Annotated in this window: 20 protein-coding genes; all 20 read right to left on the bottom strand. The window is 68.2% G+C overall.

What is annotated here, in order from left to right:
• Positions 1–63: 63 nt before the first annotated feature.
• Entirely contained in the window at positions 64–1,074 is a 1,011-nt protein-coding gene (locus tag ACTIGN_RS28965; protein ID WP_439630470.1) for a bifunctional heptose 7-phosphate kinase/heptose 1-phosphate adenyltransferase, read from the bottom strand.
• Positions 1,075–1,141: 67 nt separating this feature from the next.
• The gene (locus ACTIGN_RS28970; RefSeq protein ID WP_439630471.1) at positions 1,142–2,464 is read right to left on the bottom strand and encodes a BBP7 family outer membrane beta-barrel protein; all 1,323 of its coding nucleotides are present in this window, start codon (positions 2,462–2,464) and stop codon (positions 1,142–1,144) included.
• Between the two features lie 344 nt (positions 2,465–2,808).
• The gene (locus ACTIGN_RS28975; protein WP_439630473.1) at positions 2,809–4,368 is read right to left on the bottom strand and encodes a c-type cytochrome domain-containing protein; all 1,560 of its coding nucleotides are present in this window, start codon (positions 4,366–4,368) and stop codon (positions 2,809–2,811) included.
• Between the two features lie 148 nt (positions 4,369–4,516).
• The gene (locus ACTIGN_RS28980) at positions 4,517–5,464 is read right to left on the bottom strand and encodes a tetratricopeptide repeat protein (RefSeq protein ID WP_439630475.1); all 948 of its coding nucleotides are present in this window, start codon (positions 5,462–5,464) and stop codon (positions 4,517–4,519) included.
• 99 nt (positions 5,465–5,563) lie between these two features.
• Complete coding sequence (locus ACTIGN_RS28985; protein WP_439630477.1) at positions 5,564–6,913, bottom strand: ATPase; 1,350 nt, start codon at positions 6,911–6,913, stop codon at positions 5,564–5,566.
• Between the two features lie 115 nt (positions 6,914–7,028).
• Positions 7,029–7,259, bottom strand: a complete 231-nt coding sequence (locus ACTIGN_RS28990; protein ID WP_439630479.1) for a hypothetical protein — start codon at positions 7,257–7,259, stop codon at positions 7,029–7,031.
• 161 nt (positions 7,260–7,420) lie between these two features.
• Complete coding sequence (locus ACTIGN_RS28995; RefSeq protein ID WP_439630481.1) at positions 7,421–8,146, bottom strand: hypothetical protein; 726 nt, start codon at positions 8,144–8,146, stop codon at positions 7,421–7,423.
• An 88-nt stretch (positions 8,147–8,234) separates the two neighbouring features.
• On the bottom strand, positions 8,235–9,197 hold the full coding sequence (locus ACTIGN_RS29000) for a type II secretion system F family protein (RefSeq protein WP_439630483.1): 963 nt from the start codon (positions 9,195–9,197) through the stop codon (positions 8,235–8,237).
• Between the two features lie 97 nt (positions 9,198–9,294).
• On the bottom strand, positions 9,295–10,254 hold the full coding sequence (locus ACTIGN_RS29005; RefSeq protein ID WP_439630485.1) for a type II secretion system F family protein: 960 nt from the start codon (positions 10,252–10,254) through the stop codon (positions 9,295–9,297).
• Positions 10,255–10,410: 156 nt separating this feature from the next.
• The gene (locus tag ACTIGN_RS29010) at positions 10,411–11,811 is read right to left on the bottom strand and encodes a CpaF family protein (RefSeq protein WP_439630487.1); all 1,401 of its coding nucleotides are present in this window, start codon (positions 11,809–11,811) and stop codon (positions 10,411–10,413) included.
• Between the two features lie 81 nt (positions 11,812–11,892).
• Complete coding sequence (locus ACTIGN_RS29015) at positions 11,893–13,101, bottom strand: AAA family ATPase (RefSeq protein WP_439630489.1); 1,209 nt, start codon at positions 13,099–13,101, stop codon at positions 11,893–11,895.
• Between the two features lie 97 nt (positions 13,102–13,198).
• Positions 13,199–14,965: a type II and III secretion system protein family protein gene (locus ACTIGN_RS29020; protein WP_439630491.1), complete on the bottom strand. Its 1,767-nt coding sequence runs from the start codon at positions 14,963–14,965 to the stop codon at positions 13,199–13,201.
• A gap of 211 nt (positions 14,966–15,176) precedes the next feature.
• Positions 15,177–16,451: a Flp pilus assembly protein CpaB gene (gene cpaB, locus ACTIGN_RS29025; protein ID WP_439630492.1), complete on the bottom strand. Its 1,275-nt coding sequence runs from the start codon at positions 16,449–16,451 to the stop codon at positions 15,177–15,179.
• A 427-nt stretch (positions 16,452–16,878) separates the two neighbouring features.
• Positions 16,879–17,685, bottom strand: a complete 807-nt coding sequence (locus ACTIGN_RS29030) for a prepilin peptidase (RefSeq protein ID WP_439630494.1) — start codon at positions 17,683–17,685, stop codon at positions 16,879–16,881.
• A gap of 256 nt (positions 17,686–17,941) precedes the next feature.
• On the bottom strand, positions 17,942–18,118 hold the full coding sequence (locus tag ACTIGN_RS29035) for a Flp family type IVb pilin (RefSeq protein ID WP_439630496.1): 177 nt from the start codon (positions 18,116–18,118) through the stop codon (positions 17,942–17,944).
• Positions 18,119–18,424: 306 nt separating this feature from the next.
• Entirely contained in the window at positions 18,425–18,601 is a 177-nt protein-coding gene (locus ACTIGN_RS29040) for a Flp family type IVb pilin (protein ID WP_439630498.1), read from the bottom strand.
• 117 nt (positions 18,602–18,718) lie between these two features.
• Positions 18,719–18,895, bottom strand: coding sequence for a Flp family type IVb pilin (locus ACTIGN_RS29045; RefSeq protein ID WP_439630496.1), 177 nt, complete (start codon positions 18,893–18,895; stop codon positions 18,719–18,721).
• 148 nt (positions 18,896–19,043) lie between these two features.
• On the bottom strand, positions 19,044–19,193 hold the full coding sequence (locus tag ACTIGN_RS29050; RefSeq protein WP_439630500.1) for a Flp family type IVb pilin: 150 nt from the start codon (positions 19,191–19,193) through the stop codon (positions 19,044–19,046).
• Positions 19,194–19,432: 239 nt separating this feature from the next.
• Positions 19,433–20,392 carry a phosphotransferase gene (locus ACTIGN_RS29055; RefSeq protein ID WP_439630502.1) on the bottom strand — a complete coding sequence of 320 codons (960 nt, stop codon included), beginning with the start codon at positions 20,390–20,392 and terminating at the stop codon, positions 19,433–19,435.
• A 30-nt stretch (positions 20,393–20,422) separates the two neighbouring features.
• Entirely contained in the window at positions 20,423–20,770 is a 348-nt protein-coding gene (locus ACTIGN_RS29060; RefSeq protein WP_439630504.1) for a DUF4145 domain-containing protein, read from the bottom strand.
• Positions 20,771–20,937: the final 167 nt, after the last annotated feature.

Genomic DNA, 20,937 nt, shown 5'->3' on the forward strand with positions numbered 1-20,937 from the left:
GTTTGCCCGAAGCGGGCCGCACCCCTGGCTACCATCCGCCGCCCCTCCGGGGCTCCGGCATGGTCAGCCGCCGCTCACCTCGCGCCAGCGGGCGCGGACCTTGTCGGGTGGTGCGGTGCCGGTCACCCCGATCTGCTGGATCGTGATCGACGCCACCAGGTTCCCGAACGCCGCCGCCTGCTCGTGCGTCAGCCCCGACACCATCGCCGACGTGATCCCCGCCGACGTGCTGTCCCCTGCCCCGCAAATGTCGATCGGGCCGGAGACGGCGTAGGTCTTGACGAGATTCGGAGCGATCGCACCCTTGAGATGCAACCAGATGCCATCCGCCCCGGCTGTTTGAAAAATCGCCGGCGATGACGGAAAAGTCTCCTCGCCCCCACGCTCAGCATTACGCAAGAAGGCTTTGCCAATCTCGTCCGTGTTGGGCTTCACCGAGACATTGGCAAAGAGTTCGATCTGCTCGCGGCTGTCGGCCAGGACGAACTTGTCGGGGTCGCGTCCGCCCAGTTCGGCGATGTGGTCGCGGACGCACTTCGTCACCACGCCGCAATCGACTTCGCTCACCTGATCGAGCACGATGAGCGCGTCGAGCTTCGGCCACGCTGCATTGAGGAGCGCGATGATGCGCTCTTCGGCGTCGGCGGTCGTCTTTACGCGGTTCTTGATGTCGAGGCGGTTGAGTTCGCGAACGGTGCCGGCCTCGTGCAGCATCGGTTTCGTGTACGTCGGCGTGCGCCGGTCGGGCAGCAGGAAGACGTGGTTCTGGTCCACCGCGGGGAGTTGTCGCAGCGCCTGTTGGAGTTCGTAGCCCTCGCCGTCGTCGCCGATGAACGCGATCGGCACGATGCGGCCGACGCCGAGCGCCGCGAGGTTGTTTACCACCGTGCCGACCGCCCCGGGGTACGCCCGCACCCGCGTCACCTGGTACGCCGTCAGGCCGGTCTCGACCGACGGCTCGTTGCGGGCCGCGTCGATGTCGAGGTAGCGGTCGAGGAACAGGTCGCCGAGCACCCCGACGGTGCGGTTCGGGACCGTGGAGAGGACGCGCTCGACGAGGTCGGTGGTGAGCATGGGAGAAACCAGTGGAGCCAGCCCGTCGCGACGGGCGGGCTCCGGGGGGTGTGGCCCGTCCCTCAGATTAATACTGGAACTGCGCCCCGAAGGTGAGCCCCTGCACGACGAAGCTGTCCGCGTTCCAGGAGAACGTCGGGACCGGGCTCGGGGTGCTCGGCGCGCCGCCGTTGGTGAACCGGATCGTGGTCGGGTCGATCAGCGGGTTCACGAAGCTCCCGGCCCGCACCACGCTGCTCAGGTAGATCAGCGAGTACCCGAACGACACCTGGAAGTTGCTGGTCAGGTTGTACGTGAGCTTCAGGTCGATGTCCTGCATGTAGGCGAACTTGCTCCGCGAGAAGCCCCCGAGGGTCTGGCCGCGGGCCAGCAGGCCGCCCGGCTCGGTGGTGACCACGCCGCCCTGGTTGATCGTGTTCGCCCCGTAGATGTCCACCCGCTGGTTCACCCCGCCGATGCCCGACTTGCTGGTGAACTGGAACCCGAAGCCCGGCTCGGTGCCGCCGTAGATGATGTTGAACCCGACCTGGCCGCCGTAGAACGAGTTGTGCGTGCGGAACAGGTCGGTGATGGCGACCGTGTCCCCGGTCGGGAACTGCGAGAACGACGACACGCCCACGCTCTCCCGCAGGTCGATGTACCGGAACCCGGCGAGCAGGTTCGTCTGGTCCGCGACGAACGTGTACCACGCGCGGCGGGCGTTCACGTCGAACCCGTACAGTTGGCTCGTGACGGTGGACTCGACGGCCCCGCTGTACTGGTTGGGGGACGAGATGTTCACGGTCGTGGGCGTGCCGCCGGTGGAGGCGTCGAGGAACGGGCGGCCGAGGAACACCGGGGTGCCGTCGTTGGCCAGTTGGGTGTGCAGGTTGCGCTGCTGGAGCAGGAACCCGGAGAAGTCGATCCCGACCTTGTCGAAGTTCATGCCCGCGTTGACGCGGACGCCGCTGACCCCGTTGTACCCGACCCGCGGGGTGGTCGGGAAGTTGGTCGAGGGGAAGGCGTTCGGGGAGTTCACCAGGGCCGACGGGATCGTCTGCACCAGCGTCGGCACCTGCATCGGGTTGTACCAGAACAGCGTGTAGTCCGCCCCGAGCCAGAACCGCGGCCCGCACATGTCGAACGGCCGGCCCGTCGGGGGCATCCCGCTGCCGCTGCACGCCGCGCCGGTCAGGCCGGAAAGCGTCTCCTCTGACATCGTCGGGGCGACCGCGGTCGGGGCACCCGGCTCGATCAGGAGCGGGGTGGCGTGCGCCGGTGCGGGGGCGGGAACGGCCTTCTCGACCACCGCGGCCCGAGGGACCGGTGGGAGCGCGGCGGGCGGCCCCTGGGCCGCCGCTTGCGCCGCCGTCAACAGCCCGAGCGAACACGACAAAAGTGAAGCGCGCATGGCGAGGTTACCCGTTAGAGCGCCCGCACGGTGCGGGCCGGAAGGACCAGACTTGCATGAGATATCGGACGGGGCACTCGGAGCGGTTCACCCAGAATCGCGGATTCGGGCAGTTGTGGTGACTTGGTCAAGCGGAGCGGTTCGGGGTTCGGGACCAAAGGTTAAAGTTCAGGACTCAAGCAAGAAGCCGGCTGTGCCGGCCGAGGAAGCGCAGAGGGCTCGCGTCCCGGTCGGCACAGCCGGCCGTACATCGAGTTCTGTCCGCTGGCCCTCAATGTGCTGTGCGAGTCCCCGGCACCGCCTGACAAAGGCCCGCGAACGTTACTCTTCCGCACGGTTCGGAGTCAGTCCGCCTTCGTCGCCGTCAGCGGGATCGGGATCACCTTGCGGACGACCCGCGCCGGGTCCCATTTCGCGGGGTCGAAGCCGTCGTCCGGCTTGGCTTCGGTGTTCAAGAGGAACCGCGTGACCGGGTAGCGGCCCTCCTCGGCGTCCAACGTGCGGTGCTTGCTGCGGACAATCGAAACCCGCGGCAGCGGCGACTCGCTCACGAACAGCACGAAGTATTCGGTCGCCCCCTTGCGCACCGGGGTGATCCTGAAGGCCGCGCCCGGCCCGGGCGTCAGGTCGATTTGGTCGGCGTTGAAGATGCCGTCGCGGTTCGTCGCCTGGTCCCGCACCGTCCCTTCCGATCCCGCGAGCAGGAGGCGGAAGCGGAGGTTCTTCCGCCCGCTGAGCCGCAGCTTGAACGGCGTCCCGTACGGGATCGCCTTCAGCGGCCCGCTGTCCTCGCCCACAAACTCCCAGGTCACGGCGAGGGGCGGCGGTTCGACCGCCACGTCGCCCGAGTACCACGACGCGAAGGGCAGCGCCGCGGCCCGCGCCGGCGGCAGGGCGACGGCCGGCGGTTGCTTCAGTTCGTCGAACGGCCGGTACGCCGGGCCGGCGGGGGCCCCGCCCGACTTGGCCAGCTCTGCGCTCAACTCCGCGAGGCTCTTGAGGTCGCCGGCCAGCGGCCGCGGCTGCTCCCGTGCGAAGAGCGCGTCGGCCAGCCAGTCGGCACGCAGGAACGGGACCGGGCGGACCATCTTCGCGTCCGCGAGGTAACGGCCGAGGTCCGCGGGTGTTGGGGCCGTGGGGAGGTGCGGGTATTCGAGCAGGAGCAGGTCGTATGGGGTCAGCGGGAATACGCCGCCGGTCTTGCCCTCGTTGAAGGTCGTAAACACCTCGCGGTCGTCCCACCGGACCTTGCGGGTGTCGAGGCGGAAGAGCGTGGCCGCGTCGTCCACGGGTTCCGGCAGGGCGTTGGTACCGACCCCCGCGCCCCGCAGCGCACGCTGGAGGTTCTTTTCGGCCGCGGCGAGGTCCGGGCGTGGGTTCTCGGGCGTGACGAGGTGCGAGAAGGAGAGGTAGCGGAGGTGCGGGGCGTCCGCGGGGTGGGCCGCGACGTCCTCGGCGATCGCCTGGAGCGTGCCCGCGTCGTCGAACGCCGCCGGGAACCGCGGTGCCCCCGCCGCGATCCACTGCTTGATCGCCGCCACCTCTTCGGGCCTGGGCCGCGGCCGGGTGCCGGGCGGCATCGAGCCGTCTTCGAGGAACTGGACGACCTGCGAGCCCGCGGGGTTCCCGGGGACCACGAACGGCACCGGATTCGTTTTCGCGACCAGTTGATCGTGTTGAAGGACGCCCAGCGTGCCCCGCGGCTTCTTCCCGCCGTGGCACTCGGAGCAGTACTGCTGGAAGACCGCGCGGGCCTGAAGGGTGAGGTCGCCCCGCTGCCGCGGCGTTAACTTGGGAACGGGCTGATCCCGAGCGGCAGCCGGCGCGGCCGCGGCGCACGCGACCAGGAGCAAAACGCACGGCACGCGGCTCACGGTGGCCTCGCTCGGTCGGGGTGTGAGCACTCCCGTCTCGCGCTGGCGGGACCTCGGGAGCGCCCAAGAAGTAGTGTATTCGCGGCGGGTGGTCTGAAGGGCGGTGCGGGACGTGCGGGGCGATAAACGCGCGAGCGGCGACCAGACGGTCGCCGCTCGGTTCGGGTGCGCGCCGCGGTCACGGGCGGGGGGCGAACTGCGGGGGCAGCGGGAGCTGCGGCGACGGCTGGAACTGCTGCGGGGCCGCGTTCTGCGGGGCGGCCGGTTCCGTGAACCCGACCTGTTCGATCCCCCCTTGGTCGGGCCGCAGCCCGTTCTGGTCCGGGACCTTCCCGGCGATCACCTGGTCGAGTTCGGTCAGGAACTCGCGGGCGTCGGCGTAGTTCTGGTCGATCTGGAGGGCCGCCTCGAGCTGCACCCGGCTGGCCGCGAAGTCGCCCTGGTGCTCGAGGACGCGGGCGACCAGGTACCGGGCCTGGGCCTCGGGCACCACCCGCCGCATCAGCTCGAGCGCCTTCTCGGTCTGCCCGGCCCGGGCGTAGCAGAACGCCATCATCTTGCGGGACGTGAGGTTCTCGGGGTCGAGCTTCATAGTGAACTCGCACCAGGAGATCGCCCCGGCCCAGTCCTTCCACTGGGCGTGGGCCACGGCGACCTCGTGCGCGACGTCCTTGTCCGTCGGGTACAGCGTGAGGTACTTCTTGTACCCCTCGACGGCCCGCTCCCGCTCGCCGATGCGGGTGTAGAACCGGGCGAGGCCCAGCAGCGCGGGCTTGCACTTCGGGTCCTGCTGGAGCGCCTTCTGGTACCCCTGGCGGGCCGTGTCGAGCAGCTCGGGCCGGTTGCCGACGGGGGCCTTGTCGTCCAGGGCGCGCTGGAGCTGCAGGTCGGCGATGGCGACCATCGTGGACGGGGCCGGCGGCCCCTTCTTGGGGGCCTCGGCCACGACGTCGACGGGCAGGCTCGGGCCGGACCCCCAGAACGGCTTCTTCGCCGAAACAGAGGGCATGGCCCCCGCGTCCCCGCCCGGGGCGTCCCACGGGGTCTTCTCCGCGGTGCGGCACCCGACCACCCCGGGGACGAGGCACCACGCCAGCCAACACTTGCGGATCCACCGGCCGTCCATGGCCTACCTCGTTTGTCGGGGGTGTTGCCCGGGGGCCGGTGCTCCGTGCGCCGCTTGCCGGCCCCACGCAGACTGCCCGAACCCCGAACCCGGTGCCCCTTACGAGAACTCCGCGATGAAGCTGGCCGACGCTTCGATCATCAGGTCGCGCGTGAGGTGCACGGGTTGCCGTCTGTATCGACAGATCGACTGGACGATTTCCAACAAATCGCGGCAGTCGCTGGCGCGGGGCGACCGGCCCTTGAGGTAGTACCGCTCGTACAGGTACTCGACGGACCCCGGGTCGTAGTTCATTCCCAGCCGCTTGCAGTTGCTCGCGAAGATCTTCTCGTAGACCTCCCGGCTCGGGGCGATGACGCCGACCTTGTGCCGGATCCGGCGGAGGAACGCGTCGTCCACCAGGTCCTTGGGGTCCAGGTTGGTGCTGAAGATGATGAGTTGCTCGAACGGCACCTGGAACTTCTTCCCGCTGGCCACGGTGAGGAAGTCGTGCCGGTCCTCGAGCGGCAGGATCCACCGGTTGAGCAGCTCCTTGGGGCTGCACTGCTGGCGGCCGAAGTCGTCGATGAGGAACACCCCGCCGTTCGCCTTGAAGTGGATCGGGGCCTGGTAGAAGTTGGCGTCGGAGTTGTACCGCAGGTCGAGCATCGACAGGCTCAGTTCGCCGCCGGTGACGATGACCGGGCGGCGGATGCGGACCCACCGCGGGTCCAGGGACCCGGTCGAGAGCAGCTTGCGGACCGTGGCGTCGGTCTCGTCGGCGTACTCCGACGCGACGTCGTCGATCACGTGCAGCGACGGGTCGTACACGGTCACCACGTTCCCGTCGGCGACGAACGCGTAGGGGATGTAGATGGCCCCGCCGGCCGTGTTCATGAAGTCGCCGATCGCGCGGGCCATCGCCGTCTTGCCGTTGCCCGGCGGGCCGTAGACGAACACCGACCGGCCGCTGATGATCGCCGGCCCCAGGTTGTTGAACATCGACTCCTGCATGATCAGGTGCGAGAACGGGGCCTTCAGCAGCTCCGGGTAGCACTGGAGGCCCGAGACGGTCTGCCGGTAGCACTGCTCGACGTAGTCCTCCAGCGGCACCGGGGCCGGCCCGACGTAGGCGCACTGGTCCATCGCGTCCTGCGCCCGCTTGCGGCCCAGGTCCGTGAGGCTGAAACGGTAGCTCACCTCGCCCACCAGGTCGCCGCCGTCCACCTGGATCGACTTGTCGTCCTTGAGGTACCTGAGGGGCTCGCGGATCACCTTGAACGGGAGGCACAGGAGCTGGGCCAGGTCGCGGCCGAGCATCGTCCCGCGGGTGTAGATGGTCCGCAGGAGCATGTCGCACACGAACCCCATCGGGAGCCCGGCCTCCTTGAGCGTCTCCGGGGTGACGGGGGCCTCGGGGGTCGGGTTCCCGTCCCAGTCCTGGATCGCGCCTTGTTGGGCCAGTGTCATGGCTGCACCGAGTATGGGCCGGGGCGAGGTGGCGGGCGTGCGAGCGCCGTCCTGGGACTATAGGTCACGCGGCGCGACCGGGCCGCTGGGGCGGGCGGGGGGCGGGGCCGGCACGCTACTTCGGCTTCTTGACGCCGGTGATGATGAGCAGCGCCACCACCCCGAGCAGGAGGATCCCGACGACGATGCTGTTCTGCTTCTTCGCCCGGTCCTTCCAGTACTCGACGAACTCGTCGATGTAACTGCCGAAGGCGACCGCGTCGGGGACCGCGCCGGCGAGTGCGGGGTTCGTCAGGAACAGGACGAACCCGGTCGCGAGGGCGAACATGCACAGGGGGCGTGTCACGGGGGAACCTCCACGGGGCGGCCACAAGGGTGAGCAAACGACAGCCGACCGGGGCGGGTACCGGCGCCCACGCGCCCGACCCGCCCCGGTCCTCGCTCCCGACAACGTACTGGTTCCGCACGGCGTCCGCCCGGTTGCCCGGGCGGACGGTCCGGCCGACCTTACGGGTTCGTGCCGCTCGGGCTGCCGCTCGGGGTCCCGGTCGGGGCACCGCTCGGGGCTCCGCCCGGGGCACCGGTCGGGGTCGGGGACACCCCGGCGCCGGTGCCGCCGGCCGCGCCGACGTTGCCTGTGTTGCCGCCACCCAAGGAGGCACCGACCCCCGCGTCGGTACCGCCCTGGATCCCGCCCACGTAGCCGGCCCGCTGGCCGCGGAGTGCGTTGACCGAGAACGGGGCGTAGATCGACGGCATTGCCCCGTTGTGGACGGCGATGTCGTACTCCGGGGTGCCCGGCTTGGTCGCGAGGTACTGCCGGACGATGGCGGCCCGCTTCGCGGTCAACTCGTGCCGCTGGTCGATGATCGTCGCCGCGTTGTCCGGGGTCAGCGGCAGGTCGCCGGCGTACTGCAGGAACAGCTTGTTGTCGTTGGGGCGGCGGGAGATGGCGTCGAGCTTCGCCATGCCCGCCGGGTGCAGCCGGTCGGAGCCCGGCTCGAAGTACCAGTTCCACATGGTCCGCTCTTCGAAGTGGCCGTTGGCCACCTGTTGGGCGAACGGGGCCATGACGGCCTCGCGGGCGGCGTGGTTGTAGCGGTCGGGCCAGGAGGGGTCGACGGCGTTGCGGTACCGCGAGCCCCCCCCCTTGCCGGTCGTCACGCACCCGAGGGACCCGAGTCCCCCAACCATCAGCAGCGCGGCGGCCGCCGCGCGGGTATACCGGTTCATCGCACTCCTCCTTGAAACCGCTCAGGACGTCCTGTCCTGCCTGATATTCTCGTCCGATCCGGCCTGCCGAATCCACCCACTCTGCGGATTATTTGCCCGCGGCGAGCAGGCCCTTCTGGATCTGGATGGCCGCCGGGCCGACCAGCACCACGAAGATCGCCGGGAAGATGAACAGCACCAGCGGGAAGATGAGCTGCACGGCGGTCTTGGCGGCCTTTTCCTCGGCCAGTTGGCGGCGGCGGACCCGCATCGAGTCCGACTGGACGCGGAGCGCCTGCGCGATGCTGGACCCGAACCGGTCGGCCTGGATCAGGATGGCGGCCAGGCTGCGGACGTCGTCGACGCCGGTCCGCACGCCCAGGTCGTGGAGCACCTCGCGGCGGGGGCGGCCCATCTGGAGCTGGAGGTTGGCCAGCGCCAGTTCCTCGCACATGACCTTGGCGTGGCCCTTCATCTCGTCGGTCACCTTCCGCATCGCGGCGTCGAGGCCCAGGCCCGACTCGACACACACGACCAGGAGGTCCAGGGCGTCGGGCAGGGTGAGGAAGATCTCCTTCTGCCGCGTGGTCCGCAGGTGCCACAGCACGATCGGCGGGATGTAGAACCCGAGCCCGCCGAGGATCAGCGTGTACTGGATGGACTCCTGCGTGAACCCGTCCTTCAGCAGGAAGAAGAACAGCGCCGGGAGGAGGAACGCGGCCAGGCAGACGACCCGGATGCCCTGGAACACGGTGACCGCGTTCTCGCTCCGGAACCCGGCGTTGGCGAGTTTGAGGCGGACCGTGTTCCGCTCCAGTTCGTTGCCGCCGTCGATCACCCCGGCCAGGTTGCTGACCGCCTCCTTGAGCCCCGCGAACCGGCCGCGGGACTCGGCCTGGGACATCTCGATCTCGACCAGCGACTTCGGGCGGCCGATGCGGTCGAGCCGCTCCTCGGCCTGGCTGTTGCGGCCCGAGATCGCGGTGAGGATGCCGAAGACCGCGACCATGATGCACACGAACACGCCCAGGGGCATCAGTTCGTCGGCCGACAGGAATGCGAACAGGTTCACGGCGCTTCTCCGGTGCTCGTCGGGTGGTGGGTGTGGGCTCTGGGCCGGTGGTTGCCTGGGCGGTCCGCGGCCGCCGGGCCGCGGTCCGCGGCCGCACTCAAACCTTGATGTCGATGATCTTCTTGATGGAGAACGCGCCGATCAGGACGAGGATGATCGCCCCGATGGACATCTTCTGCCCCAGTTCGTCCTTCCACAGCAGTTCGATGTAGTCCGGCTTCATGTACAGCATCATCAGGAACAGGCCGATCGGCATGGCAATGAGGACGATGCCCGAGAGCCGGCCCTCGGCCGTCAGCGCCTGGACCTGCCCGAGGATCTTGAACCGCTCGCGGATGATGTGCCCGATCCGCTCGAGGATCTCGGCGAGGTCGCCGCCCGTCTGCCGCTGGATCGCGACGCTGGTCACGAAGAACCGCAGGTCCAGGTTCGGCACCCGGTCGCACATGCCCTTCAGCGCGTCCTCGAGCGCGATGCCGAGGTTCTGCTCGTCGTACACCCGGGAGAACTCGCGGCAGATCGGGGCCGGCATCTCCTCGGCGACGCAGTGGATGCCCGAGGCCAGCGAGTGCCCGGCCCGGAGGGCGCGGGCGACGAGTTCCATCGCGTCGGGGAGCTGGCCCGCGAACTTCTTGAGCCGCTTGGCCCGCTTCATGTACAGCCACATCCACGGCAGCACGAACATGATCACCGCCCCGATCGGCATGACGTAGGGGTTGACGAGCCAGAGGCTCATGACCGCGCCGAACACGGCGAGGCCGACCGAGATGCCGAACAGGGCGCTCGGCTTGATGTTCGCGTCGGCCTGTTCGAACCACTTGTTGACGCTGAGCATCTCCGGGGTGATCCGGTCCAGCAGCGACTGCCGGTCCGTGTCCTGGAGCACCTGCTTCAGCAGCATGTCGGCCGACGACTCCTTGCGGAGGTTGCGGCCGACGAGGGTGTCGAGGCGGTCCGAGACGGCCTCGTCGCCCCCCTTGTTGAACGCCAAGTAGAGGCAGACGATCATCACGACGACCAGGCCGCCGATCAGAACTGCGAGGAGCGTGGGGTCCATCGTTCACACCTGGCGTGGGGAGTAACCTGCGGGGCCGGTTCGCCCCACGTGTACGGGTTGGTGCCGTCCCTGGCCGCGGAGCCTGGCCGCGCCTCCGGCGCGGCCGCCACAGTCCCGGCCCTGGTGCGATTGGGGCCGGGCGAACGAGCGGGGGCGTCAGTCCCGCATCAGCACCCGCTCGGCGAACATGTTCGCCGGCAGCTTGACGCCCTTCGATTCCAGCCGGTTGATGAACGTCGGGCGGACCCCGGTGGCCTCGAACTGGCCGTACGCGCGGCCGTTCTGGTCGATGCCCAGTTGCTTGTGCCGGAACACTTCCTGCATGATGATGATGTCCTGCTCCATGTTCATCACCTCCGTGATGTGCGTCACCTTACGGGGGCCGCCCTGGAGCCGGTTCGCCTGGATGATCAGGTCGATGGCGGACGCGATCTGCTGCCGCATGGCCTTGATGGGCAGCTCGAACCCGCCCATCATGATCATCGTTTCCAACCGCGTGAGGGCCTCGCGGGGCGTGTTGGCGTGGAGCGTGGCCAGCGAGCCGCCGTGGCCGGTGTTCATGGCCTGGAGCATGTCCAGCGCCTCGGACCCGCGGACCTCGCCGATGATGATCCGCTCGGGCCGCATGCGTAGGGCGTTCCGCACGCAGTCGCGGCAGCTCACCGCCCCCTTGCCCTCGATGTTCGGGGGCCGGGTCTCGAGCCGCACCACGTGGTCCTGTTGGAGCTGCAACTCGGCCGCGTCCTCGATCGTCACCACCCGCTCGTCGCCGGGGATGAAGCTCGACAGGGTGTTGAGCAGCGTGGTCTTGCCGCACCCCGTGCCGCCGCTGATGAGCACGTTGAGGCGGGCCTTGATGCACGCCTCCATGAGCATCGCCATCTCGGGCGTGAACGCCTTGTAGTTCAGCAGGTCCTCGAGCTTCAGCGGGTTCGAGCCGAACCGCCGGATGCTCAGGCTCGCCCCGTCGAGGGCGATGGGCGGGATCACCGCGTTCACGCGGGACCCGTCCTGGAGCCGGGCGTCCACCATCGGGCTCGTCTCGTCCACCCGGCGGCCGACCTTCGACACGATGCGGTCGATGATCTGGAGCAGGTGGTCGTTGTCCCGGAACTTGACCTCGGTCTTCTCCAACTTGCCGCGGCGCTCGACGTACACCTTGTGCGGGCCGTTCACCAGGATGTCGCTGATCGACGGGTCCTTGAGGAGGATCTCCAGCGGCCCGAGGCCCAGCGTCTCGTCGAGCACCTCCTCGATCAGCTTCTCGCGCTCGATCCGGTTGAGGAGCGGGTTCTCCGTGTCGCACAGGTGCTCGATGACGCGGCGGATGTCCCGCCGCATGGCGTCGCTGGAGAGGTCCTTGACGCGGGTGAAGTCGAGCCGGTCGACCAGCTTGGCGTGGATCTGCCGCTTCAGTTCGTCGTAGTTCTTGCCGCCCCCGCCGCCCGCCCCGCCCGCCAGGCTGTTCGGGTTGCCGAGCCGGGAGATGCTCGCGCCGCCGCCCGTGGGGGTATTCAGACTGTTGAGCTTGGAAATTCCTTGTTGCAGTCGCGACATTGTCGTCCCTCAGTGTCCGTCCGGGTGCCACTCTCCCGATCCGATCCGCCCGCCCCAGCCGGGCCGCCGCGCCCCCGCGGGTCAGCCGCGCTTGCCGAACAGGCCCCACCCGCCCTTGCTCCCCTTGTTGCTCGCCGCGCCGGTCTTGCCGTACATGGCGTCGACGAGCCCGGAGAGGCTCTTCTGGACGGCGCTCCTCGGGGCGTACTTGATGAGCGGGTGGCCGGCGACCCGGGCCCCGATGACCGCCTTCGACTCGTTGGGGATCTGCCAGAAGATCGGCTTGCCGATGACCTCCTCGGCCTTCTTGATGCTGATCCCCTCCTCGATCGTGTCGGCCCCCTGGCGGTTGATGACGACGCGGATCTTCTCGACCAGGCCCTCCTCGCCGCCGAGGCAGTGGAGCAGGCGGACGACGTTCCGGAGGCTGGCCAGTTCCAGTTGCGCGACGAGCAGGATCTGGTCGGCGAGCCGCAGGCCGGTGAGGTCGGTCGGGTTCAGCCCCTTGCTCAGGTCGAGGATCAGGTGCGTGTAGCTCATCTTGAGCAGGTTGACGATCCGCTCGACGTGCTGCTCGTGGATGAGCCCGACCTGGCCGATTTCGAGCGGGTGGCGGAGGATCGACAGGCCGGTAGGCTCGTGCTTGGCGAGCGCCCGGCGGAGGAAGTTCATGTCGAGGCGTTCGATGTTGTGGGCAAGGTCGGCGATGCTGATGTTCTCGGACCCGCTCACCTCCAGCGAGATGTCGGCGTCGCCGAGGGCGAGGTCGAGGTCGATGAGGGCGACGGCGTGGTTCGGGTCGGCCGCCAGGGTCGCGGCCAGGTTCACGCCGATGGTCGTGGTGCCGACGCCGCCCCGGGACCCGAGGACGGCGATCACCGACGACGTGGTGTTCTGGGTGACCCGGCCGGACGCGGACCCGCCCCCGCTGTGCTCGCCGAGGGCGCGGCGCAGGGCCGACAGGATGTCCTGGAGCCCGACCGGGTGCGTTAAGAAGTACTTCGCGCCCTTCTGGAGCGACTGGAGCAGCGCCTGGTGGTCGTGGCTGATGGTCAGGATCGGGAGGGCGGGGTGCTCGGCGGCGAGTTGCTGGATAAGCGTGAGGGCCTTACCCTTGTCGGCGTCGAGGGCGACGATCGCCAGCTCGGGCGGGTTGTCCCGGATGACGTCGGCGAAGTACTCGTACCGGGCGCACTCGTTGTCGAGCCAAACGAAATCGACCCCGAGCAACAGGGTGCGGAGCGATTCGCGGGTTGACTCGGTCGGATCGACGATCGCGACGCGTTGCATGGCCACCACCGGGTCGGATGTGTCGCGTGTTGTGTGACTACGGTTCGGGCGGGCCGCCCCGGGGCCTGGGGCCCCGGGGCGGCCGAGCGGTCTCAAACTACTTCTTCTGCTGAACCTGCGGGATCACCACCGCCGGAGGAGCAACCGGCGGGAGGCTGATCGGGGCCGGTTCTACTGCGGCCGGTTCGGGGCTCGCGCCACTCACCGGGCTCCCCGCCTGCGGCAGCGGTTGGGGGACCGGGGGGAGGGTCATCGGCACCGCCTGCACGTTGGCCACCGGGGCGACCTGGTGCGTCAGCGGGTTCGCCATGCCCACGCCGTTCGGCCCGATGATCCCGAGGTTCCCGCCGCCGACGCCGCAGGTGCCGTTGGCACAACCCGCACCCCCGTTGACGTTTCCGGCACAGGGGAACTGGGCCGCCGTCGGGCTGCTCTTCCAGGCCGCGTTGTAGCACCGGCCGTTCCACACCTTCCGCTGGCCGCGGGGCGCTTCGAGGATGTTCTCCAAGAATAGCTCATAATCATCCGGATTGCGAGTTTCTCGTCCGGGCAAACGGCCGGGAACCTGTTCGCAGTTCAGCGGGGCGACCAACCGCGGGGTCACGAGGATCACCAGTTCGCTCTCCCGCTGCTCGTGGCTGATCCGGCTGAACGCCGTACCGACGAACGGGAGGTCGCCGAGGAACGGCACCTTCGAGGACGACGCCGACACGCTGTTCTGGATCAACCCACCGATTGCGAACGTCTGGCCCGACTCCAGCATGACGGCCGCCCGCACCTGTTGCTCGGTGAAACCGGGGGAGATGGTCGCCCCGATGTTGATGCCGAGGGCCTGGCTCACGGCCGAGATCCGCGGGTTGATTTCCAGCCAGATCATCCCGTTGCCGTACACCACGGGGACCACTTCCAGTTCGGTGCCGAAGGGCACCAACTGCACGCCGGGGCCGGTGATGCCGGCCGTCCCGCTGATGATCGCCTGCTGGCCGCCGGCCCGGAAGAACGCGGGGCGGCCGGTCTGCGTCACGACCCGGGGCTCGGCGATGAACTTCGCGATGCCCTCGTTCCGCAGGGCCTGGAGGGCACCGAGGAACTGCGTCGGGACGCCGCCCTGGAACAGGAACGTGCCGCCCCGGGCCGCCGAGAAGTCTGGGGTCATCGCGCCGAGCGTCGGGTCGAGGAGCCCGCTCACCACGCTGGCGAAGCGGAAGCTGTTCCCCTGGGCCAAGAAGTCGAACCCGCGCTGCCGGAGCATGTTCCGGTCGACGGACGCCACGACCACGTCGATCTGGACCTGCTGGCCGCCGCCCACCTGGACCGCGTTGATCACGTTCTGCGCGCTGCCGACCGCAGAGATCGCGAGCCGCTCGACGATGTCGGCGTCCTGCGGGGTCGCCACGAACCCGCTCATCACGATCACGTTACCGACGCCGGGCGAGACCTCCACCGCCGCGGTCGGCACGTGCCGCTTGATCAGCCCGCGGAGCAGGTTCAGGTCTGGCTGCACGAGGACGTCGTACACCAGCCGGGGCCGCCCCTGCACCACCAGGGACAGTTGCGTCAGGCCCGCGGCCCGACCGGTCATCAACAGCTTGCCCGGGTTGTTCGGGTCGAGCCGGACGGCCAGAATGTCGTCGCGGGCGACGATGATGTCGGTCAGCACTTCCTTCGGCCCGAGCTTCGGGTCGAACGTCACCAGCCCGCCCAGGGGCACCAGCAGGGCACCGGTCTTGGGGTCCAGTTGGACCACGCCGGCGACCGGGGGCACGCCCGGGGCCGTTCCCTGCCCGTAGGTCACGGCCGCGGACAGGCCACACAGCAAAGCGGCGCTCCACAGGAGCCGACGACTGTTGAGTTTCGGGTGCATCCGTTCACCTCTCCTCGCTTGGAAGGGCGGTCTCCCGCCCGGCTTCAGACGTTTCGGTCGCGACCGGGGTCTCGCCACCCGCGGCACCGCAACCGTTCCGGAAGGCGTCCTGCCTCACCGGGGGTTGTCCCCGTTCCCGCGGGTCTCGCCACCCGCGGGAACGGCTCTCGATCCACTCACTCGAACCACCGACTCGATCGGGCGAACTCGGTCACTGCCCTTGCGCCTTCGGGTCCTTAGAGTCCTTCGGGTCCTTCCCGGCGGAGGCCTCTTCCGTGCTGAGGACCGCGATCAGCTTCCACTCGTTCGTGTCGACGCCCGTCTCCCGGTACCGGTACACGATGCTGCCCTTGTTCGTGTGGTGGCCCACGTCCCGGGTCCGCGGTTCCGGCGGCGTCGGCGGCACGAAGGCGTGCGGCCACGGGGCGATCTCGACGGCTTGCTGCTGCACCGGCCCCATGGGCACCGGCTTCTCGTCGATCGTCACCTCCGGCGGCGTGCCTCCGCCTCGGATCGCCTGTGCCCCGATCATCGAACTCATCACGTACGCGTTCTTGGCCACACCGGTCTTGAAGGCCTTGAACGTCCCGATGTACGGCTTCATGTCGCTGACCGCGTCCGCGTGATACTCGGCCGGCTTCTTGGCCAGCTCAAACTTGGTCTTGATCAATTCTTCATCGATCTCGGTGTTCGGCGCGATGTCTTCCTTGGCGACGTACACCTCGACCATCTTGATCTCGGGCTTCGTGTCCTTTTTATCCTCAGTGATTAGGACCCCCGCCTCCTTGTCGCCCAGGTTCTTGAGCGTGCTCAGCACCTTGTCGTAGTTGTACTCGCGCTTCGGCGCGTCCGGGTGCCGCAGGAGCAGTTCGAGGTTGGCGTTCCGCTGGTTCGCGAGGGCGATCAGCAGGGCCTGCTTCTGCTCGACGGCGAACGACACCATCCGCATCTCCGGGAACGTCGTCTGCTCGGTCAGATCCTGCTTGCCGTCCACGGCCAGGACGTGCATGTCGGGCAGCAGGGTGAGAACCTCGCGCTTGGTCCCCTCCATCACGCTGGCGACGATGTCGACCCGCGACCCCGGCCCGACGAACCCGCCGGCGGCCTTGCCGGCCGTCATCGGCAGGGACATGATGTCCTTGCCGGGCTCGAACAGGATCTGCGTCTTGTTCCCGACGTCGGCCACGTTGAAGTACTCGTTCGCGTGCGTCGCCCGCGACAGCCGCTTGCCGATCAGCAACTGCTTGTCGGTCACGATCTTCGGCAGGGCCTCAGGCGGGATCGCGTTCTTCGGGTACGGGGCGATCATCGTCAGGTCTTCGATGTTCTCCTTCGTGAAGGCCGTCCCGGTCGTGAGGTCCTTCTTGGCGACGACGAGGTCGATGGTCTCGACCTTCGGGGGGCCGCCCATGTTTGCCGTGAGGATCGCGGCGACGAGGCCGCACGCGACCGCGATGCCCATCAGGACCAGATTCTTCTGCTTCATGGTGTAGCCCCTCGGGGAAAAAGACCTCTGATGCCGACTGCGTCCGACGGCAAGGCTGCGACGGCTCCCGCCTCTTGTGAGGGGTGGTGATCGGTGTCTCGCGCCCGCGTGAGCCACACGCCGGCGGACGCCCGATAGGTGCCCCGGAATCCAACGCCCCGGTCCGCTGCTGAACCCGCGATTGGTCGCCGCCCGTGTCCCGACCCGCGGGTCACGAACAGTCCCCCAACTTTAGCGGATTCCCCCAGCTTGTGCGGTGCGTGAACACGACTTACCCGTGTAAAGATTCGACCCGAGAGGTCGGGTTACTTCAGTCATTCCGACTGGTCTGTTCACGCAAACTTTTCGCAGCTTACCAATCCTTATAGCTCACCCAGGTTCACAATCGGCATGAATCGCCGGAATTTGTGATCCCGAGCGAGAGTTTTCACCCCTCCAGGATCAGTTTCTGACCCAAAAAGAGGAGAAATCCGACACAAAGCGGGATCCCGTACGGCAGCTTGACCCACTTTTTCCGACGCTCCTCGGCCCGCTTCGCGGCCTCGGCCGCATTGCCGGAGGCGAACCTTACGAGGTCGCCCCCAATTTCGCGGTACATCTGGGCGTTCGCGCCCCACTGGCGGCGGATGAAGATGATGATGAGCCCGAACGCCCCGCCGACGAGTGCCCCGTAGGCGAAGCCCCAGAACACCACCATCAGGGCGTGCAGGTCGGCCTGGCCGACGGCGGCGGTCGTGGCCCCGGAGCCGAAGTACGCGCCGACCCACGCGCCGAACCCCATCTGCATCTTCACGTCGCCGACGCCCACGCCGCCGATCGCCAGCATCGGGAACAGCAGCAGGAACCCGACCGCGGTGCAGCCCACCGACATCAGGAACCCGCCGGTGCCGGCATCGATCGGCACCCCGAAATCGTGGAGCGCGCCCTGCATCCACCCGCTCAGGATCAGGGGAAACGTCACCCAGTTCGGAACCTTGAGCGCCCACCCGTCGATGAACGCGGCGAGGACCATCCCGAAGCACAGGACGACGAGCGGGCCGGCGTTGAGCCCACCCGTGGGAGATAAGGCAGCCCAGAATTGATGGGCCGCCGCACCCGCCGCCAGCCAGATCAGAGCCAGGACCGGTGCCCGCGCCAGGATGAGGAAGAACTCGCGGTCGAGGCCGAGGTCGTCGGTTTCGGTGGCCGGGGCGTCCGCGGTCGGGGCGGGCGTCTTGGAGTCGGGGTTACCCATCGGTGGTTGTGCCGGGTCGTGGTGGATCGCAGGAGGATCGGAATGGTGAAAGGGTAGCGTATTCCGCGGCCGACCCCGCGTAGTTTTTGATTCGAACGGCGTCGGGGCGACGTGGAGCGGGCGACGTGAGGCGGGGCACGGCGGCTGAAGCGGCCCCCCGGAGAGCTTGCCGGACAAACGCACCAAAAGCAAGGAGCCGGGCTGAGATTAGCCCGGCTCCGCTAATCGGCGGTGCGTCGCGGAGAACGGTTCGGTCTTACTGGTTGACGGAGGATCCGACCTTGGAGAACGTGTTGTTGGCGTTCTTGCCCAGGGCCGAGATGGCCGCGATGCACACGACCACGATCAGGGCCAGCATCACCGCGTACTCGACCGCCGTCGGGCCGTCTTCCTTCTTCACGAACGAAACCAGCTTCTTCGTCAGGCTGCGCATGGGGACATCCAAGTGAGGAGTTGTAGGGTTCGAGACGTAGGCGTCAAACGGGACGACCTCACTGCGACCAAGTGGGAACTCGAGCGAGTCGCCTCGGCGAGAGCAACCGAGCGTCAGCAGCAAGAACGGGGGAGGCTGTCGCGAACTATGACAATGCCTCAAATTTGCCCTCGAGTTCGGAACCTGTACCGCGTGGTACGCCAGTAGGTGGATCCACCCGATGTCGGGTGGGTTTTAGCAGATGTCATTAAGGAGCGTCGCGGGCAACAAATCGATCGTTGCGCCACGCTCCCGAACGGTTCGGTCTTACGTGTTGACGGAGGATCCGACCTTGGAGAACGTGTTGTTGGCGTTCTTGCCCAGGGCCGAGATGGCCGCGATGCACACGACCACGATCAGGGCCAGCATCACCGCGTACTCGACCGCCGTCGGGCCGTCTTCCTTCTTCACGAACGAAACCAGCTTCTTCGTCAGGCTGCGCATGGGAGTCTCCAATTCAGGGTGAAACGAGGGACCGATGTTGACCCGGCCGAACAGTCGTCCGGGTCGAATGACGGACGCGATGCGGTGGGCCGCCGGTTGGGCGGTCCCGCTTCGGACTTACTGGTTGACGGAGGATCCGACCTTGGAGAACGTGTTGTTGGCGTTCTTGCCCAGGGCCGAGATGGCCGCGATGCACACGACCACGATCAGGGCCAGCATCACCGCGTACTCGACCGCCGTCGGGCCGTCTTCCTTCTTCACGAACGAAACCAGCTTCTTCGTCAGGCTGCGCATGGGAGTCTCCCGTTTGTTGTGTGGGTGAATCTATCCGAACACTGTTCTCGTGTCGATGGTTCCCAGCCCCGACACGTGATTTTGATCCGACTGCTCAGGGCGCGATCCCGGCCCGCCGGTTCACCTGCACCGTTGTGACCGCGGGGTCCTAGAACCCCGCAGTTGTCTCCCCCAGCGTTGAGATTGCGGTGAGGAAGGCCATGGCGACCATGGCGAGCATCACCGCAAACCCGACCGCCGTTGGGCCGCTTTCCCGGTTGAGGAGAGCAGCGGCCGACCGTGCGAACCGGCCGAGCATGAGTTCCTCCGCAAGAGCCCGGTCACGGTCGCGGCCCGACCTCGACCTCGCGGACCGATTCGGTCCCGCACGCCACACGAGTGGTGGAGACTCCGGTTCCGATCGTTCGGGTCAGTGCGTCCAGCGACCGTTCATGTCCCGAACACTAGCTTCACGATTCGGAGAGTCAAATCACTGAGAGCATGAAATCGCCGGGTCGTGCCGAGAATGCCGACAACCGACCGCTTTTTCTCCGAGTCTTACTCCGGCGCGAATTGCTCCACCCGCTCGATCAGGCGAGCGATTCGGCGGGTCACGGCCGCCTCTTCGGCAGACGTCCGGCGCTCCGCGACGAGCCGGACGAGCCAGCCCACCAACGAGCACACCGCGCCAGTGCGTGCCAGGAGCCGGACGAACTCGTCCGGCACGTCGAGCGGGGCCTCGCTGCGGTACGCGCCGAGAACCGCGCCAGTTCGGTCGCCGCCGTCGAGGTCGCCGAGGTAGCGGGCCAGATCGACGGCCGGGTGGTCGATCGCCAGCGCGCCGAAATCGATCAGGCCGGTTACCGCGCCGCAGGTGAACAGGATGTGTTCCGAACGCAGGTCGCGGACGCACGGCGACAGCCGGACCCGCTCCCTGGCCCACGGCCCCAGCGCCCGCTCGGCCCGGCCGGCGCAGGCGGCGACGAGGCCCCACGCGCGACGCACAAGGGGAATCTGGCCCTCCGCAACGGGCGGCCGGGGCGGCACCGCCCCGCCCAGGCGCGCGCGGAAGTCGGCCAGGGCGCGGAGCCGGTTGGCGACGCCGGGGCACGGGCCGGTCCCCTCGGCGGGCCACGCTCTGTGGAGCCGCGCAACTGCCGCGCCCGCGGCCGCGGCCTCGGCGACGCTCGGTGCGTCGGTCGCCGCCCCCGGCGCCCAGTGGGTCAGGTCCCAGCACCGGCGGCCGTCCCACACGAGCGACGCCCCCGTCGCCGTTCGAACCGCTTGGGGCACGAACGGAAGGTGCGCGGCTCGCGCGACCGTGGCGTGAATGTCACCGAGGCGTGCGGGTGTGACGTCCGGTGGCCACGCCTTCAGGGCCAGAGCCGGCCCCGTCGCGCCGTCCCCGCGCCACACCTCGGCGCCACTGAAACCGCCCGAAACGGGCGTCCAATTGTACCCCGTTATCGCGGGTCCATAATCGAGAAAAAATTTCGCCGCGGGGTCGGGTGGGAGCACGGTTCAACTCCCGGGACGTGTCGAGAGGGGTCAGAGTGCGGCCCGCGCGACCAGGATCGCGGTGCCCGCAACGAGGACGAAGAACCGGAAGCACCCGGGTTGGCCGACCGGAGTGAGGAGGGACCTTAACTCGGCCTCGGCTTCATCGCACGCGCGAACAAATCCGGTGCGGTCGTCGATCTGTTGGTAGTTCGATTCGTGGACGATCTTGTTGCGCACGGTCGCGACGAACCGCATCCGCTTCACCAGCGCCGGCGCGAGGCGGTCCTGCACGCTCGACACCTTCTCGTGCAACCCCTTGCCGGTCGCGCCGAGCGCCTGTTCGAGGAGCGACTCCAGAGCCTTCGCCCGCGTCACCGCCAGTTCGATGTCGCTCATCGCCCTCACCGTGGCTCGGGGAACCGTGATTCACACAGCCTACGGAAATGTTGAGCCCGAGCGCCGAGCCAGCGCTCGCCCCTCGCTCGCGAATCCCTGACACGCGCTTCTGCTCTGTTGAGTCGTTCGCCTCACGCGGGCCGCCTCGGAGGGCGGCCCCTACGAAC

It is taken from the genome of Gemmata sp. (assembly GCF_051859125.1).
Taxonomy (GTDB): Bacteria; Planctomycetota; Planctomycetia; order Gemmatales; family Gemmataceae; genus Gemmata.

Excerpts from the sequence above, each read along its gene's own strand:
- ACTIGN_RS28970 (WP_439630471.1), bottom strand. The coding sequence starts at position 2,464 with ATGCGCGCTTCACTTTTGTCGTGTTCGCTCGGGCTGTTGACGGCGGCG.
- ACTIGN_RS29045 (WP_439630496.1), bottom strand. The coding sequence starts at position 18,895 with ATGCGCAGCCTGACGAAGAAGCTGGTTTCGTTCGTGAAGAAGGAAGAC.
- ACTIGN_RS29005 (WP_439630485.1), bottom strand. The coding sequence starts at position 10,254 with ATGGACCCCACGCTCCTCGCAGTTCTGATCGGCGGCCTGGTCGTCGTG.
- ACTIGN_RS29020 (WP_439630491.1), bottom strand. The coding sequence starts at position 14,965 with ATGCACCCGAAACTCAACAGTCGTCGGCTCCTGTGGAGCGCCGCTTTG.
- ACTIGN_RS29015 (WP_439630489.1), bottom strand. The coding sequence starts at position 13,101 with ATGCAACGCGTCGCGATCGTCGATCCGACCGAGTCAACCCGCGAATCG.
- ACTIGN_RS29030 (WP_439630494.1), bottom strand. The coding sequence starts at position 17,685 with ATGGGTAACCCCGACTCCAAGACGCCCGCCCCGACCGCGGACGCCCCG.
- ACTIGN_RS29050 (WP_439630500.1), bottom strand. The coding sequence starts at position 19,193 with ATGCTCGGCCGGTTCGCACGGTCGGCCGCTGCTCTCCTCAACCGGGAA.
- ACTIGN_RS28995 (WP_439630481.1), bottom strand. The coding sequence starts at position 8,146 with ATGAACCGGTATACCCGCGCGGCGGCCGCCGCGCTGCTGATGGTTGGG.
- ACTIGN_RS28980 (WP_439630475.1), bottom strand. The coding sequence starts at position 5,464 with ATGGACGGCCGGTGGATCCGCAAGTGTTGGCTGGCGTGGTGCCTCGTC.
- cpaB (WP_439630492.1), bottom strand. The coding sequence starts at position 16,451 with ATGAAGCAGAAGAATCTGGTCCTGATGGGCATCGCGGTCGCGTGCGGC.
- ACTIGN_RS29060 (WP_439630504.1), bottom strand. The coding sequence starts at position 20,770 with ATGAGCGACATCGAACTGGCGGTGACGCGGGCGAAGGCTCTGGAGTCG.
- ACTIGN_RS28985 (WP_439630477.1), bottom strand. The coding sequence starts at position 6,913 with ATGACACTGGCCCAACAAGGCGCGATCCAGGACTGGGACGGGAACCCG.
- ACTIGN_RS28965 (WP_439630470.1), bottom strand. The coding sequence starts at position 1,074 with ATGCTCACCACCGACCTCGTCGAGCGCGTCCTCTCCACGGTCCCGAAC.
- ACTIGN_RS29035 (WP_439630496.1), bottom strand. The coding sequence starts at position 18,118 with ATGCGCAGCCTGACGAAGAAGCTGGTTTCGTTCGTGAAGAAGGAAGAC.
- ACTIGN_RS29040 (WP_439630498.1), bottom strand. The coding sequence starts at position 18,601 with ATGCGCAGCCTGACGAAGAAGCTGGTTTCGTTCGTGAAGAAGGAAGAC.
- ACTIGN_RS29010 (WP_439630487.1), bottom strand. The coding sequence starts at position 11,811 with ATGTCGCGACTGCAACAAGGAATTTCCAAGCTCAACAGTCTGAATACC.